The organism is Flavobacterium sp. ASV13, assembly GCF_000745775.1.
GTDB lineage: Bacteria > Bacteroidota > Bacteroidia > Flavobacteriales > Flavobacteriaceae > Flavobacterium.
The window spans coordinates 19,606-38,096 of sequence record NZ_JQJY01000003.1; the positions used below are offsets into that span (position 1 = coordinate 19,606).

7 protein-coding genes are annotated in these 18,491 nt (G+C 34.9%); all 7 read right to left on the reverse strand.

The genetic code is table 11. The features are described 5' to 3' along the window. Positions 1-40 precede the first annotated feature (40 nt). Positions 41-1,660 carry an ABC-F family ATP-binding cassette domain-containing protein gene (locus tag GQ47_RS07390; RefSeq protein ID WP_035646928.1) on the reverse strand — a complete coding sequence of 540 codons (1,620 nt, stop codon included), beginning with the start codon at positions 1,658-1,660 and terminating at the stop codon, positions 41-43. A gap of 280 nt (positions 1,661-1,940) precedes the next feature. Further along, complete coding sequence (locus GQ47_RS07395; protein ID WP_035646930.1) at positions 1,941-2,714, reverse strand: TlpA family protein disulfide reductase; 774 nt, start codon at positions 2,712-2,714, stop codon at positions 1,941-1,943. 333 nt (positions 2,715-3,047) lie between these two features. Beyond that, positions 3,048-8,789 (reverse strand): glycosyl hydrolase family 18 protein, encoded by a 5,742-nt coding sequence (locus GQ47_RS23140; protein ID WP_081909328.1) that lies wholly within the window; start codon positions 8,787-8,789, stop codon positions 3,048-3,050. A gap of 467 nt (positions 8,790-9,256) precedes the next feature. Beyond that, positions 9,257-11,323: a beta-N-acetylhexosaminidase gene (locus GQ47_RS07405; protein WP_035646932.1), complete on the reverse strand. Its 2,067-nt coding sequence runs from the start codon at positions 11,321-11,323 to the stop codon at positions 9,257-9,259. A gap of 159 nt (positions 11,324-11,482) precedes the next feature. Next, positions 11,483-13,423: a glucosamine-6-phosphate deaminase gene (gene nagB / locus GQ47_RS07410; RefSeq protein ID WP_035646934.1), complete on the reverse strand. Its 1,941-nt coding sequence runs from the start codon at positions 13,421-13,423 to the stop codon at positions 11,483-11,485. Between the two features lie 117 nt (positions 13,424-13,540). Continuing rightward, the gene (locus GQ47_RS07415; protein WP_035648053.1) at positions 13,541-15,124 is read right to left on the reverse strand and encodes a RagB/SusD family nutrient uptake outer membrane protein; all 1,584 of its coding nucleotides are present in this window, start codon (positions 15,122-15,124) and stop codon (positions 13,541-13,543) included. A 156-nt stretch (positions 15,125-15,280) separates the two neighbouring features. After that, the gene (locus GQ47_RS07420) at positions 15,281-18,328 is read right to left on the reverse strand and encodes a SusC/RagA family TonB-linked outer membrane protein (RefSeq protein ID WP_035646936.1); all 3,048 of its coding nucleotides are present in this window, start codon (positions 18,326-18,328) and stop codon (positions 15,281-15,283) included. Positions 18,329-18,491 lie beyond the last annotated feature (163 nt).

An 18,491-nucleotide genomic window follows, 5' to 3' on the forward strand; every position in this document is an offset into this window, starting at 1 on the left:
AAAAAATCCCGTTATTCTCATAACGGGATTTTTGCTTTTATTAAAGATTGTACATCTTTTTTCTTTGTTCCTGAATCTTTTCATCATCAAGATATTCATCAAATGTCATATAACGGTCGATTACTCCGTTTGGTGTCAATTCTACGATTCTGTTACCTACAGTTTGCGCGAACTCGTGGTCATGCGTTGTGAAAATTACAGAACCTTTAAAGTTTTTCAATGAGTTGTTGAAAGCTGTAATAGACTCCAAATCTAAGTGGTTTGTTGGTTCATCAAGCATTAAAACGTTAGCACGTTCCATCATCATTCTAGACAACATACAACGTACTTTTTCTCCTCCAGATAAAACTCTTGAAGTTTTTAAAGCTTCTTCTCCAGAGAAAATCATTTTCCCTAAGAAACCTCTAATAAATACCTCATCACGCTCTTCTTCTGTTTTAGCGTACTGACGTAACCAGTCAACTAAAGTTAAATCATTTTCGAAGAAATCGTGGTTTTCAGCTGGTAAATATGCTTGGTTTGTAGTAATTCCCCAATCAAAAGATCCTGAATCTGCTTTTTGTTCACCGTTTAAGATTTCGTAGAAAGCTGTTGTAGCACGTGAATCTTTAGAGAAAAGAACGATTTTATCGCCTTTTGCCATATTCAAATCAACATCTTTAAATAAAACTTCACCATCTACAGAAGCAGATAAGTTTTCAACATTCAAAATCTGATCTCCGGCTTCACGATCCTGATCGAAAATAATCGCAGGATAACGACGGCTTGAAGGTTTGATTTCAGAAATATTCAATTTCGAAATCATTTTTTTACGAGAAGTTGCTTGTTTCGATTTCGCAACGTTTGCACTAAAACGACGAATAAATTCTTCAAGCTCTTGTTTCTTCTCTTCTGCTTTTTTATTCTGTTGTGCACGTTGTTTTGCCGCTAATTGGCTAGACTCGTACCAGAACGTATAGTTTCCTGAATAGTGATTGATTTTTCCGAAATCAATATCAGAAATATGTGTACAAACGGCATCTAAAAAGTGACGGTCGTGAGATACAACGATTACAGTATTTTCATAGTTTGCTAAGAAGTTTTCTAACCAAGCGATTGTCTCGAAATCCAAATCGTTGGTAGGCTCATCCATAATCAATACATCCGGATTTCCGAAAAGTGCCTGCGCCAAAAGCACACGAACTTTCATTTTTCCTTCCATATCAGCCATTAAAGTATAATGATCTGCTTCTGAAATTCCTAAGTTAGACAACATCGCAGCAGCATCTGAATCGGCGTTCCATCCGTTCATTTCTTCGAATTGAACCTGAAGCTCCCCTATTCTGTCTGCATTTTTATCATTATAATCTAAATAAAGTTCATCCATTTCTTTTTTAACAGCGTACAGAACTTTATTTCCCATTAAAACGGTTTCCAAAACTGTATGCTCATCGAACATGTTGTGATTTTGGTTTAAAACCGACATACGTTTTCCTGGCTCTAAATGAATATGTCCCGAAGTTGGGTCCATATCGCCTGAGATAATTTTAAGAAATGTAGATTTTCCAGCACCGTTGGCTCCAATAACGCCGTAAATATTTCCGTGAGTGAATGTGGTATTTACTTCGTCAAACAAAATTCGTTTGCCAAATTGAACTGATAAATTATTGACTGTTAACATGAATGTCTTTTTAATTAATTTGGTGCAAAAGTAGTGAAAAAGGTTCTAAGTTGCAAAGATACTAAGGTGCTAAGGTTTTTTATGCACACGAGTATTTTTCTCGCAGAGGTGCAAAGACGCTAAGTTTTGTTTTTAGGTTGATAATTATACCCAATCTTGTCATTTCGACTGAAGGGAGAAATCACACTAGTTGATCGACAAAGATTGAAGATATACTTTGTAGAGTTTCTTGTGAGATTTCTCCCTTCAGTCGAAATGACAAACTGTTTCTTAAATTCATCTAAAGCTTACTTTCCTTAGCCAACGCAACTTCCAGACTTTCAAAATTCGGCAGAACTTTCGAAATCATTCCTTCTTTATTTAGAATAAAATGAGTTGGAAATGAATTTAACTGCAAAGCTTCATTCATATATTCTTTCATGTCTGGAATTACGGAATACGAAAGTGGTTTTCTTGCCAAAAATGTTTTTAATTGTTCTGGAGAATCTTCGGCTAAACTTATAAAAACAATATCTTTTCGGTCTTTGTATTCTTCTACTAATTTGTTGACTTGTGGAAACTCTCTGATACAAGGCGTACAATGAATGTACCAACATTTTATTACGATGATTTTTCCTTTCATGGATTCATTCGTAACCAAATTTCCGTTTAAATCTTTAAATGAAAATTTTGGAAAAGCAGTACCTTCCATTTTGAAGTTTTTATAAGCATCAAAACCAATTTGGTTTATTGTTGCTTTTATACTTGTATCGGTTTTTGGCAGGATTTTGAATAGTTTATAGACATATTCATTAGCTTCTGATTTTAATTGGATTGGAATAAAATTTCCGTTTGCTAATTGATCTAAAAAAGTTTCTTTTGATATTTCTTTTGAAGAAGAATCAAACGCTACAAAATCTCTTGAAAGCATAATGTTTTTGCTTTGATAAATTGACCAATCACTAAAAGTTTTTTGAATTTGAATGGGATCAACTTCTGGATTTCCAAGTTTATTTTGGCTGAAGCTTGAAGTGAAAAATAAAAATATAATTATAATAGTCAATGATTTTTTCATGAAGTTTTATGCGATAATTCTAAGGTCAAAAATACTGATTTCTTTTTAACTGCAATGAAAGCAAAAGGTTTTCACTGGGGACACAAAGGTATCGTCTGGTATTTGTGATCTCTCCTTCGTCGAGATGACAATATTGTGTTTAAATTTAGACATAAAAAAACCTGGCAATAGAGATTTGCCAGGTTCATAATGCACTTGTCAAAGAGAAAACCAAATAACAAATCTCCTTAATTCATCGCATTTGTTTGAAATAAAAATTAGATTAAAAAATAAATAACCAAACTCAATTTTAACCGTCCCAATTTTTTATTTCGAAATTTTCAATTCTTTACTCTAGTTTAAAAAATTCATTACTTTGAGTGTTTTTTTGTTTCCTGCTTTGTCTGTCACTATCACTAAAAATACTTGTTTATATGAAAAATTATGATTCTGAAGCAGTACTTCCTTATTATTCAGAGCGTTTCTCTTACTTATTAAATTTTGTCCATAAACATTGAAAACATCAACTTGTGCAATATCTTCATTATCATTTGAAACTAGTAAGGCATCATTTCTAAAATAGGCTATTGTTTCATCGTTTTTTGGAGAAATATCTTCAAGCACTAATGTTTTTGCTGCCGATTGCGATGCAAAATAAGCGGCATAAGCATTAGACAATTCAGATGAATTACCACAAGAAGAGGCATCCCAGTTTACAGACCAAGTCATTAAACCTCTTAAAGAAGGATATGGTCCACCTGGCTGCATAGTGTATGTTCTTCCTGAAAACGTAGTTCCGGTTCTTAAATAGTTCATAGCACTAATTCCTTCTGCCGGTGTTAAATAACCGCTACCTGCTGCACTTGGACAAGCTGGTAATGCAATAAGAACTTTTGAAGCCGGTAAACCATCAAAATGCATTCCTGTTGTACCAATGTTATAGCCTTTTATCACCATATCCGTTAGGGCTGTTACCATGTTTGCTTTCTTAGCTGTACCATAATATTGACCATCTAATCCGTTTTCTCCTCCTGTATTATACAATTGTACTGCTAACAAATCCAATTCATTACGCAAGTTTTGAATGATTGGCAAGAAAGAACCAAAAGTATCCGTATAAGTAGAATATCCTCCTTGTACGTATTGTGTTTCCGGAGCGGCAGTTAATAAAAATCCAGGGCCATAGTACGCTTTTAATTCTTTGCAGGCATCTACTATGTTTTTTAATCTTGGATAAGCAGAAATACCCGCATAAGAAATATCTCTTAAACCTCCTGCATTAAAATTCATTGATCCGCCTTCAAAATCCAAATCAACTCCATCAAATTGATACTCATCAATAATTGCTTTTAGACCATTAACAAAAATATTTTTTTGAGTTACATTGTCTAAAACAACATGACCATTTTGACCTCCAATAGAAACAATAACAGGAACGCCGCTATCTCTTAAGGATTTTATATCATTCTTCAACAATTGTTTATCGAAAACACCATTGGTCAAATATCTAGTGTCATTTGTAGTTAATACGGGTGTATAACCATCACGATTAACGGTTTCTACAAAAGAATAGTCGACTACGTTAAACTTTTTTCCCACCATTTGAGAAAAATATAAAAATGGCGCAGAAGTATTTTCCCAAGAATGTGCGTATCCTAAAATAATTTTAGAAGGAAGCGGAAGGAATCTATTAGTACCTACTTGAGCAATTTTAATTGTATTGTTTAATGTAGTTACACCAGATTGATTGTCGGTTGCTTTGATTACAACTGGATAATCCTGATAAGCAGATGGTGTAAAATTATACGTGTAAGTATTATTTGTACCTGCTGTCATGTTAAATGTACCTCCATTTATTGTAATACTAACACCTGAAACTGATCCGTCACTATCAACAGCTGTAACCGAAATTGGCACAACCTGGAAAGAATTTTGGTATACAGTAGTATTTGATGGTGTGTTCCAAGTAATTGCCGGCAATGCATTAGGGCAAGTTGTTCCTGAACATTGTAAAGCGAACGCTTTTGTGTTTTCGGCAGTTGTACCACTTGAAGAGGTTACTGTTGCTTTCAACGTATAATTTTTGTTGAAATCTGCTGCAACTGGTGTCCAGTTTGCAACATATTCTGCTCCTGAAAGTGTTGCTGTAATATTCTGTCCGTTGATATTGAATACAACTGACGAAATTGTTAAGCTGGCATCTACACTTGCAGTTGCTTTTAGCTGAATCGCCGTTCCTGGAGCAATCGCTACAGTTGCCGCTGAAGGAGCCGTAATAGTAACCTGCGGAGGTGTAACTGTGTTGGTATTGAAGTTATAAACCTGAGGCGTTGTTGGCATCGCGAAGTTTGTCAAATTATTTGGAAAATAGGCAATTTCACCATTTTCCCATGAATTCAATTTTAAACTTGTGATGATTGAATATCCTGCTAAAGCCGAATTGTTATAGCTGAAATTTCCTGAAGCATCTGTAATTGCAATAATACTTACATAACCATGAGTACTATCTGTCCAAGGTAAAATTAATTCTACTTTGGCACCAGAAACTGGAGTTGAACCATTTTTAACTGTTCCGCTGATTAAGTTTCCGCTTGTGACATTTTGAGTAAAGTTCAACGTTTTATTTGCATTAATTGCAGAATAAACTGTTGAAGCCGGACTAAAACTTAAACCTGTTTTTGCAGCTGTAACTGTATAATTTGAACCTGAAACTAAATTGGCAACACTATAATTTCCTGAAGCATCAGAAGTTGCTGTTAAAGTTGTACTTCCTGATACAGCTGAAATTGTTACGCCAGAAATTCCAGTTGATCCATTTTTCACTGTTCCGCTTACTGTATAATAAACCGGAGTTACTACTTGTGTAAAATTCAATGTTTTATTTGCATTAATAGCTGAATAAACTGTTGACGCAGGCGTAAAAGCTAATCCCGTTTTAGCAATTGTTACTGTATAATCTGAACCCGCAACCAAATTAGCAACACTATAATTTCCTGACGCATCAGAAGTTGCTGTTAAAGTTGTAGTTCCTGTAACTGCTGAAATTGTTGCACCAGAAACACCAGTTGCTCCATTTAGAACGCTTCCGCTAACGGTGTAATAAACCGGAGTTACTACTTGCGTAAAATTCAATGTTTTATTTGCATTAATAGCTGAATAAACTGTTGACGCAGGCGTAAAAGTTAATCCTGTTTTAGCAATTGTCACTGTGTAATCTGAACCTGCAACCAAATTAGCAATACTATAATTTCCAGAAGCATCTGAAGTTGCTGTTAAAGTTGTAGTTCCCGTAACTGCTGAAATTGTTGCACCTGAAACTGGAGTTGCTCCATTAAAAACGCTTCCGCTAACAGTATAATAAACCGGAGTTACTACTTGCGTAAAATTCAATGTTTTATTAGCGTTAATAGCATTATAAACTGTTGAAGCCGGTGTAAATGTCAATCCCGTTTTAGCAATTGTTACTGTATAATTTGATCCTGAAACCAAATTAGCAATACTGTAATTTCCAGAAGCATCAGAAGTTGCTGTTAGCGTTGTAGTTCCTGTAACTGCTGAAATTGTTGCGCCTGAAACCGGAGTTGCTCCGTTAAGAACAGTTCCACTTACAGTGTAAGTTGTCGTTACTGCACCTGTATTAAAATCATAAACTGTTGGATTTGCAGGAACTGCAAAGTTTGTCAAATTGTTTGGTAAATAAACAATTTCTCCGTTTTCCCAAGTATTTAATTTTAAACTTGAAATAGTAGTGTATCCAGTCAATATGGCATTATCAAAGCTATATTTACCTTGTGCATCTGTAACTGCAAGTTTGCTTAAATAAGGATGTGTGTTATCAGTCCAAGGCAAAATCAATTCTACTTTTGCACCTGAAACCGGAATTGTACCATTTTTGACTGTTCCGCTAATTTTACTTGTTCCAACAACAATAACATCTTGAGAAAAATTCAATGTTTTATTGGCTGTTAAATTAGTATAAACAGTTGAAGCTGGCGTATATGTTTGTCCTGTCAAAGCAGCCGTAACGGTATAATTTCCTGCAGAAGGCAAACTAAGTGAATATACACCGCTAGCATTTGTAACTGCAGTAAAATTTCCACCTGTTGAAGTTGCTGTAACGGTTACACCTGAAACCGGAGTTGTATTGTTTAAAATCGTTCCGCTTACGGTATAATAAACAATTGGGGCGCTTTGTGTAAAATTCAACGTTTTGTTTGCATCAATAGCATTATAAACCGTTGAAACTGGCGTATACGAAAATCCGGTTTTTGCAGCTGTAACTGTAAAATTAAGCCCAGCAGTTAATCCTGCAACATTGTAAACTCCGCTTGCATTCGAAACGGCAGTCAAAACTGTGGCTCCTGAAGTTGCGGTAACCGTAACTCCAGATATAGGAGTTGATCCGTCTAAAACTGTTCCGCTTACTGTATAAGTTGGCTGTGTTCCATTAATAACAACACCCGTTTGATTGACAGTAACATTTGTTAGTGTTACTGGCGTAAAAGTATAAGTGGCTTTTAAAGCGGTAAGCGTATAATTTTGTCCGGAAGGCAAATTATTGAATGTAAAATTACCCGCTGTAGAAACTACAGTTTGCAATACAGCATTGCCTGCATCACGTAATTCAACTGTAACATCTGTAACTAAAGTTGATCCGTTTTTTACAGAACCCGAAATACTTACCGTTCCCGGAACAACGCTTCCGAAAGAAGTATCAACCTGAGTTAATAATGAATTTGAAATTGAACCTCTAGTATCCTGAGATAATTCCCAAATCATACCTCCGGCCAAATTTCTCGATTTTATATACTGAACCTTTAAATCCATTGATTGTTTATCTTCATAAGAAATAAACTCTTTTGTAGTAGCATTATATAAATAAGGAACTTTAGTAGTATTATCAAAATATCTTACCCATCCTGCTGCTGCTGCAGATGCTGTTACCTGCATTGTATTTGGATCTAAATAAGCATGCGAATTCGTAACGGGATTTCCGACCAAATCACAAATTTCGATGCTTCCTGAACGCTCGCATGCTCCAGAACCATCCCAAGTTCCGATTGGGTTTTGTGGATTGGTACATCCTCCAACTATATCTCTTGGAGCCGAAACGAATAATCCATTTGTTGAGTTAGTGGCAACGTGATCGAATTTTTTCCCATAGAAAGGCAATCCCATGATTAATTTATTTGCAGGGAAACCAATTACGTTTAAATATTGATTAGTCAATTCATCCAATGATTCAGATTGAGTCGCGCCATATAATGGATCATTTGGGTTTCCACTTGCGTATAAAGGAGCATTGTAGCATGTTTTGTCATACCAGTTTCCTCCAAAATCATATCCAAAATAAGTGATATAATCGCAATATGTAGAAATATCTTCAGTCATTCCGTATTGTAATCTGTTGTTTGGGCCTAAATATTGCTTTGCTACATTTCGAACGTTGTTTCCAGCGGCGATTGTAATCAGCTTATTTGGCATTGCCTGACGCATTGCTTTTAATAAAAGCACTAAATTTTTATTATCATCAGGACTGTATTTTTGTGCAGGAACAGGCGCTCCATTCACTATTTCTGTACCATCAGTTCCGCCTGAAAGAGGATATTCCCAATCGATATCGAAACCATCAATAAACGGATAAGTAACAATGAAATTTGCCATATCAGCTGCTAATGCTGCTCTTGCTACCGGACTGGCGGCAATTGGCGAAAGATCCTGACCTTTTGTCCATCCTCCAACAGAAATTAAAACTTTTAAATGAGGATACTTTTGCTTAAGTTTCATTAAGTCATAAAAGTTTCCTTTTACCGGAGCATCCCAAGGGATTCCACCTTCCATATGCTCATAATCAGCATAGGTATCCAAACATTTCAATTTTGTATTCTCCGGATGTGCCGGATCATACGTTGTGCCATAAAAAGAATAATTTAAATGCGTCAATTTGCTTCCATCAATTTTCGGAACGTTGAAATCCCGGGCATAAATAGACCATTGTGCATAATACCCTACTACTTTTTTACCGTGAGCTGGTTGGGCTAACGCAAGTAAGGGAAACAACAAAAACAAAAAAAGTAATCTGTAATAATGTTTCATAGTTATTAATATTGGTTAATAGAAAATAAATAATTGGGCCGAAGCATTGTTAATGCCTGGTTTCGCTCAACACAGGTTGGAAGGCTGCGCCGATTGGAAATAAACTCAAATTAAATTCTATAGATAAATATTACTATTACTGATTCTTGATAATCATTAGCAAATAGTAGTGATTGATATTTATTTATAATTTTTAAAAAATTACTATTAAATACAACTGATAAATTTGGGACTACTCATCAATTAACTTTGTTTTGTCATGTTTTAAATTGTACTCTCTCTATTTGGTTTTTAAATGTTAATACTCCGTTAGTGGTTATTTTGCAATTATTCTGTTTGAGATGTGGAATTAAAAAGAATCTAAAAGTTTAATTATAATTACCTCTGCCAAATGTTTTTTTGGCAGAGATAATTAGCACTCTTAAAACAATACTTAAACTTACTAAATACTAATTCAAACCAAATCTTTATATTAATTTCTTTAAACCTGCGTAAACTGCAAGCTCAACATCGGCATACTCTTTTGTATTGCAGTCTTCGATTAATTTCTTCAAATCTTCTGATTTTAAAGTTGATTTGTTGTCCAAAACCAATAAAACCTGTTCTGAGGCGTCACTTAATTTTTTTGACAAAGGAAGAAATGACTGTACTAGTGGTGCATTTGCGCTTAATTCATTTAATCCTTTATTCACAGAAATCCATTTCGTTAAAAATGATGCCACTTTAGCTTTATTTTCAGGCGTTTTATTCGCTACATATTGCGTTACTGCTTCATTAAAAGTTAGCGCATCTTTTGCATCAGGCGTGCATGCATCTGCAAAAAGTGTCAATGGCGAATACATTTGATATTCCGTTCCACCCTTGTTTCGCGTATATCCTTTTAATGGTTCGCAAACATTCGAAAACTCATTTAACAAACTGATATCCTGATTGTTTGCAATATTTCTTAAGATTACAGCTTTGTTACGAATATGCGTCAATCCTAATTCTTCAAGTCTAAATGAAACTACATCTAAACGTTTGCGCATATTGGACACATCTGTAATGTCTTCTGCCGACCAAAGTCTTTCTGCAATTGCAGCTGTTCTTGGCCAAACTCTTGAATCTATTGTCGTTTCAGATGCAAGCTCTGTCCACATTGTAGCTTCTCCTCCTAAAATTCTTGCTTTTTCTTCTGAAGTTAAATTTGATCCTTTTGGCATTGGATCATTTAAATAATGACTTTCAACCGGATACATCAAGTCGATATAATAACCGTTTGATAATACGGTTTTACACCCTTTTTTTACTGCATCAACTAAAGATTGTCCAGCAGCCATTCCTTCATTTGCACCTCTCCACGAATGAACAATCGCTTCTTTTGAAAGGTCTTTGGTTAAAATTTCTTCCCATCCCATTAATTGTTTTCCGTGCTTTTTAAGCATTGGAGCCAATTGCATGGTGAAATACGTTTGTAACTCGTGGTTTGTTTTTAAATTATGCTTCTTTTTAAACTCTTGAATTTTCGGATTTGCATCCCAATCTTTCCCCTCATTTTCGTCTCCCCCAATATGAAAATAAGCTCCAGGAAATAATGGGCAAACCTCATCAAAAAGTTCACTTAAAATTTGATATGTTTTAGGATTTGAAGGATCTAATGTTGGCGAAAAAATACCGGCATTTCTTTCAATTCCATAGGTAGCAATTGCTGTTCCCTGAATATTTTTTTCAGAAGTTCCTCCTGTCAACGTAATCACTTTGCTTCCAATTTCTGGATAAGCTGTTAAAATCGAAGATCCGTGACCTGGAACATCTATTTCCGGAACTATTAAAATACCGCGCTCATCAGCATATTTTACGATATTTTTAATTTCCTCTTGTGTGTAATATAATCCATCCGAAGCAACCTCAATTAGTTTTGGATGTTTTTTCATTTCGATTCTCCATCCTTGATCGTCAACCAAATGCCAATGAAAAACATTCATTTTCATTGCTGCCAATCCGTCAATATTTCTTTTGATAACATCAACAGGCTGAAAATGTCTTGAAGCATCAATCATCAATCCTCTCCAAGTAAATCTCGGAAAATCTGCAATTTGAGTGTTCGGAAAATAAAATGAGGTATTATTATTTTGCAATAACTGCAATAAGGTTTCAAGACCATGCAAAGCACCTAAATCACTTGTTGCGTTTATTGTAATTTTATTTTGTTTGACATCTAAATGATAACTTTCATCTTCGTACAAACCAATTTTTCCGCTTTTGGTACAGTTTATCTGAAGTTCTGCAGTTGGGACTTCATTTAATTTTGTAACAAAACCTTGAGAGAAAAACATACCAGTCCGTCCATCTAAACGGCGCAAAAAACGCGTTACCCCTCCAAAAATTCTTGGATTTGGGTTTCCGGTAATATTTACTTTAAAACTTTTAGTTAAAGCAAAATTTCCGTCGTTTATAACAACACTCTGAGGCCAAGGCATAAGATTTAGCTGCTCTTTTTGAACCTGAGCACTAGATGTTAAACCTGCAAATAGTAGGACTAATAAATACTTCATTTTAATTTTTTTGAAATGATGTTTCCCTGAAGAAACAGTAATAAATAGATAAAAGAAACAAAACTCAGAAGGATCTCTATTGAACCTCACTAATCGCTATGAAACCAATCTGAATTTTGTAATTCGACTCGCTCTAAATACGAATCTTAAATTTTTATTCTAGTAATCAAAGCGTTTAAAGGCTTCGATTGCTTCATATTCTGCTAAACCTAATTCATCATACAGAATTGCTGTGTTTTTATTTCTGTCTTCGGCTCTAACCCAGAATTCTCTTGAATCATTTCCTTGGAACATAACTCTATCTTTTTGAGATTGATGGTATAAAATCGCATGACGTTTCAACAATACTTCTGAAGGAGAAAGTGGAACTGCCATGTCAATTTCGTGGATATCCCATTCGTGCCAAGCGCCTCTGTAAAGCCAAAGCCAGCAGTCATCCATGTATTTTTCTGGTTTCAATTCTTTCATTGCTGCAAAAATCGCATTCAAACATACTTCATGCGTTCCGTGCGGATCTGCCAAATCTCCGGCTGCAAAAACCTGATGCGGTTTTATTCTTGCGATGATTTCTTTTACAATAGCAATATCTTCTGGTCCTAACGGATTCTTTTTTACCTGTCCAGTTTCATAAAACGGAAGATCTAAAAAGTGTGTATTTTCATCTTTTAGGCCAATGTATCTTGTTGCTGCGTAAGATTCTCTTCTTCTGATTAATCCTTTTAGTTTTCTAACTTCTAGAGAATCAATCTGATTTTCTGATTTGTTGTTCAAAAACTCAATAACCGATTTGAAATTGATATCTTTTGGAAGATTTTCTCCTGCAAAATCATTGCAAACTTCGGCAAACTTCAATGCTTCGTCATCAGTAACCGCTATATTTCCAGAAGTCTGATATACGACGTGTACATCATGGCCTTGTTTGATCAATTTTGAAAAAGTTCCTCCCATCGAAATCACGTCATCATCCGGGTGCGGACTGAAAAGAATCACTCTTTTTTTGGCTGGATTGGCTCTTTCTGGACGATGTGAATCGTCTGTATTTGGTTTTCCTCCTGGCCATCCTGTAATCGTGTGCTGCAATACATTGAACATATTGATGTTCAAATCGTAAGCAGAACCTTCCTGCGCCAAAAGATCAGACATTCCGTTATTATTGTAATCACGGTCTGTCAGTTTTAATATCGATTGTTTTGTTTTTTGGCACAACCAAACAATCGCTTTGCTTTTTAATTCCTGAGTCCAGATGCATTCTCCAACAAGCCAAGGCGTTTTGAAACGTGTCAACTCAGAAGCTGCAGACTGATCCAATACGAAAGTTGCATTTGGATGATTTTGTAAAAATGTGGCAGGAACTTCAGAACTGATATCTCCTTGAATTGTTCTTTTGATGATATCGGCTTTATTTTGCCCCCAAGCCATTAATACAATTCGTTTTGATCTCATAATGGTTGAAACTCCCATCGTAATTGCACGTTTTGGAACGTTGTCAATTCCGTTGAAATCAGAAGAGGCATCAACTCTTGTAATATGATCCAATGTAATGATTCGTGTTCCTGAATTGATATGTGAACCTGGTTCGTTGAAACCAACGTGGCCTGTACGTCCAATTCCTAACAACTGAAAATCAAGTCCACCAGCTTGTTTTATATTCATTTCATAATCTATGCAATATTGATTCAATTCATCAATTGCAACTGTACCGTCAGGAATATTAACATTTTCAGGCTTAATATCAATGTGATTAAAAAGATGCTGATGCATGAAATAATGATAGCTCTGATTATTCTCTTTTGACATTGGATAGTATTCATCCAAGTTGAAAGTAATTACATTGCTAAAGCTTAATCCTTCTTCTCTGTGCATTCTCACTAGTTCCTCATAAACCTTTATAGGAGAAGAACCTGTTGCCAAACCTAATACGCAAGATTTGTTTTTTTCTTGCTTCAATCTGATTAACTGAGCAATTTCCTGCGCAACAATTATAGATGCTTCGGCAGAATTTTTGAAAATTTCGTTATGAATTTTCTCGAATCTTGTCTCTTCAAATTTACCGGCGCTTTTATAGCTGATATCAGGTTTAATTTCTAAAGCACTTTTCATTTTTTTCTTTTTTTGGTATGTACAATTTTGGTTTTTTAAATGGTATAAGTAACTCTCATTACTTATACCATTTTCAATTACTAACCAAACTTAAATCCTTTTATTCTTTATGTTTTCTTAGAATTTGTTAACTCCAGTATCCCACCAAAGTCTTGTTGCTCCAGTATCAGGTCCGCCTAAAAGCTGAACACCTTGAGCATAACCAGCTGGATTAGAAGTTTTCTCATTTACATAGAAATTCAATCTTCTAACAAATGTTCCGTTAGGGATTTTCCCTCCTGACAAGTTATTTGCTGGCAAGAATAATTTTGGATATCCAGTTCTTCTTGTTTCTGCCCAAGCTTCTTGACCATCAGGGAAACCAGCAATCCATTTTTGAGTAATAATTTTTTGAAGTTTCACTTCATTAGTCGCTGCATCAGACCATTTTACAGTTACCAAATTTTGCGCTGCAATGTTATTAGCTGCATTTAACGGATCTGTAAAATTAGCTGGCATTGAAACATCATCAGCAATGTAAGTAGCTGCACTTCCTGCACCTAATTGAGCAAAAGAAGTTGCAATTCCTGCTTCATAAAATGACTGAGCAGATCCACCAACATTCCAGCCTTTTAATGCTGCTTCAGCTTTTAAGAAATAAGATTCAGATGCATTGAACCAAGGAATTAAGTTATTTTCTACAATAGGTCCAACTTTAGAGAATAAATCTGCCTTTGCTGTTCTATAATCAGCATCAACTAAAGTTCCCATTCTAATACCTTGATAAATACCTCCTGTACCAGTATAAAAGAATGTCGCTCTTCTTGGATCATTATACCCATTCATGATAGAAGTAATTGCTCCACCTGCGTTAATATCTGCCCAAGGACCTGTATAGGTTTTAACAGGATGCTCAGCTATGTAAGCCATGTTTTCAGCATTAGATGTAATTACACCTAAACCAGCTAACGCCGCTTCACCTTCTGTTTTCGCTTTTGCAGGATCAATATTAGAGATACGTAATGCTAAACGTAATCTTAAAGAGTTAGCAAACTTTACCCAAGTTGCTACGCTTCCGTGAGCTGTAGTTCCATCAGTTTTATCAGCACTATCGGGAAAGAAAGTAGCAGCCTTATTTGCTGTAGCTATAGGAGTTAAAATATCAATTGCAGTTTTTAACTCTGTGAAAAATTTATCATAAACTGCTTTTTGAGAATCATAAGGAGTTGTTCCGTCAGCATTTCCAAAACCTGAATATACGATTGGCCCGTAATAATCTGTTGTTTTATGCATTGCATAAACTTTTAAAATTAAAGACCATGCATAAAATTGAGGATATTTCTCTTTTGTTAGTTTCTCAAGATTATAAGCATTAACCATTTCTTTTTGATACTTCTGAACCCATTCAGCACCATTCCAACCATCAACAAGAGCATAAGTAGAGTTATTGCTGTTACCTGCAAAATCATGAGGAGTTCCCATATATCCTGAAAAGATATCTGCATTTAAGTTAAATTGAATATCTCCCTGCCAATCATCAGCAACCAAGATATACATTCCTCTTTGCATAGTCTTAAGAGGAGCTTTTACCTGGTTAAAATCTTGCTCTAATTGAGTATTACTAAAACCAGTTTCGTTGGTATTTATATCCTCAAAATCACCCGTACAGCTAGCTAATGAAAGGGCTAAAACTGAACCAAATATTAATAATTTATTTTTCATCTGTGAATTTTTATCGTTAATTAAAATCATTTGTTTTTGATTTGTAAGCTACCTTTATAAAGGTTTATTGTCTGTTATTTTTTCATTATTCTACATTCATACAAACAAAATGTTTCGCGTTAACCAAAAAAGGTTTTGTCCTTTTATTATATTATGTTAGAAAGTTAAATTTAAATTAACACCTATACTTCTTGTTGAAGGCATTCCAAAAATATCAACACCTTGCAATCCTTCTCCTGAACTTAATGTTACGTTTGGATCAAACGGAGCATCTTTATAGAAGAAAAATAAGTTTTTACCAACAAGAGAAACATTCACTGCATTAAAAATTGTGCTTTTGCTAAAGTCAAATGTATATCCTAGAGAAAGCTCACCTAACTTAACATTTGTTGCTTTGTACATATACTCTCCAGTAGCACCAGCTCTATCTCCAACTGAACTATAGTAATTTTGTGCAGACATTGTTGTCACTGGATTTCCGTTGTCATCTATACCGTTTACTTTAACTCCACCAGCATCTCTTGCAGCACCTGAAGCCTTAGAAACACCATAAGAATCAAGCATTGCCTCAGTCATACTCATTACATTACCTCCAAATCTACCGTCAATAAGAATATTTAAGAATATTTTTTTGTATTTGAATGAGTTTGAAAAACCTAACATAAAATCAGGGTTTGAGCTTCCCATGTCTACCCAGTCCGTTTTTTGAACTAAAGCCTGATCTCCAACACCAGCAAGCAGCATTTGACCTTGTGCGTTTCTCAAAATATCTTTCCCCTGAATTGTCCCGAATGGTTGTCCTACTTTCATTACATATCTATAACTATTTGGATCTCCATTAGTCAAGATAACTGTATTAACTTCGCCATTTGCACCTGTACCTAAGCTAAGAACCGTATTTTTATTTGAAGCATAATTCAGTCCAAGATCCCAAGAGAATTTATCTGTTTGAATTGCTTTACCTGTTACTGTAATCTCAAAACCTTTATTTTCGATACTACCAGCATTGAATGCGTAATTAGTATATCCGGTAGTATTTGGAATTGGAGCCGGAGAAGTAATTAATTGATTTTTTGTTTCATTTCTGTAGTATGTAAAATCAAATCCAATTCTGTTATTTAAGAATCTCCATTCTGTACCAAATTCATATGAATTTTGCATTTCTGGTTTCAAAGAAGTTCCAGGTTGTGGACCAACTATTGGTGCTGTAACTTGACCACCAACTATAGTATTTACTGGTGAAGTTAAGAAAGGAGATATATCATTACCTACTTGAGCATATGAAGCTCTAACTTTTGCATAACTAATTGACTCCGGTAATGTTACCATTTGGCTCAATATAGCTGATAAACCTACAGATGGATAAAAGAAGCTTAAATTATTTGTATTAACTAAAGTTGATGACCAGTCATTTCTTCCTGTCAAATCAAGGTAAAGCATATCTTTGTAACCAATAGTAGCACTTGCAAAAAGTGACTGCACTTCTTTTTTACCTCCAATAGTATGTGCATTTCTTTCAGCAGATACGAAGTTTCCTGTATTAAACCAGTTCGCATTAATTAATCCATTTTTTTGACCTGAATCACTGATGTAAGCATCATTAATTGTTGATTTTGTAATACTTGTACCAACATTCGCACTGAATGAGAAATCATCACTGAATTTTGTATTGATAGTAGCAATTAAATCCCCGTATAACTGATTACTTTCACTATCTGAGTAAATGTATCTACCTGTAGATGGCGCCAATGTTTCATTTGTACCAGCATACATTCTTTTATCAAAGATATTATCAAATTTATTATAACCTCCTCTTGCTTTAATACTTAACCATTCATTAGCTTTATATGTAATAGCTGCAGATGTAATTAAAGATTGGTTTTTATCGATTGATTGATTTCTGTTTAAGATCCACCCTGGATTTTGAATAATATCCGATGTTGCAGATGGCCATCTTTGGGTCATTAAGTTTCTAGCCGGATCAAATACTTCAAAATTGTTGTAATAATCATTAAAATCATTTCCTCTTGGGAATAAATAAGCTCCAGTTAATGGGTTGAAATATAATCCGTTTGTTGGTTTATTTATAATTTTTTGCTCAGCATAAGATATCGAACCGTCAATAGTTACTTTATCATCAAATAATTTAACACTTTGACGAAGTGCAATATTGTTTTTCTTAAACTCATTAGTTGGGATTACTCCGTCAACTTTAGTATTTGCATAAGTAAGACTAGTCGACATTTTATCAGATCCACCATTTACAGATACTGAGTTAATCATAGTAACACCTGTATTGTAGAAATCCTTAACGTGGTCAGGAGAATTTTTAGCTGCACCCCAAGTTTTGTCAGATGATGGAGCTGCTCCATAATTAGTTTGAAATTCAGGTAATGAGACAACATTGTCTACAAATAAACTCGCATTATAATTTGCTGTTACTTTTCCTTCTTTTCCTTTTTTAGTAGTTACTAAGATTACACCATTTGCACCTTGAGAACCATATAAAGCAGCTGCAGAAGCTCCTTTAAGAACTGTCATAGATTCAATGTCATCAGGGTTCATCATCGAAATTGCATCACCACCATCTCTGTTTCCTCCTGCTGTATCTCCAAAAACCTGATTTGCCTGAGCAGAATTAGAGTTCAACATCGGAATTCCATCAATAACATATAAAGGCTGATTGTTTGTTGCAGATGAGTTACCACGAATAGTTACTTTTACTGCTCCACCAGCTCCAGCAGAACTTTTTCCAACAATTAAACCTGCAACTTTTCCAGATAAGCTGTTCATTAAGTTGGCATCTTTAACTCTTGTCACCTCATCACCTTTTACCTCTTGCGCTGCATAAGTAAGCGTCTTTTTTGATCTTTTTAAACCTAATGAAGTAACAACAACTTCACTTAAAGCATTTGAAGATGCATTAACCATTTTTACGTTAACAGTTGTAGCATCACCAACCACAATACTTTGTGTTTCAAGGCCTACATAGCTAAAAACTAATGTCTGTCCTTTTTGTGCTTCGATTGTATACAATCCGTCAAAATCGGTAGTAGCTCCTTTTTGACTTCCTTGTACCAAAACGGATGCCCCTGGCAACGGCATTCCATCAGAACCTGTAATCACACCTTTGACATTTTTCACCTGTGCAAGCGAAACTTGCGCCGTAAAAACAATCATAAAGATTAAGAAAATTTTTTTCATGTTTATTTATTTTGTTAGTTATGACGTAAAATTATTCTTAAGGCATTGTTAAAAAAAATAAATTATACAAACAGCCTTAAACTTTAAACAAACGACATAAAACATTCAATAATGCGTTTTGCGAAAACGTTTTCAAATGAAAATACTAACACGTTTTCAATAA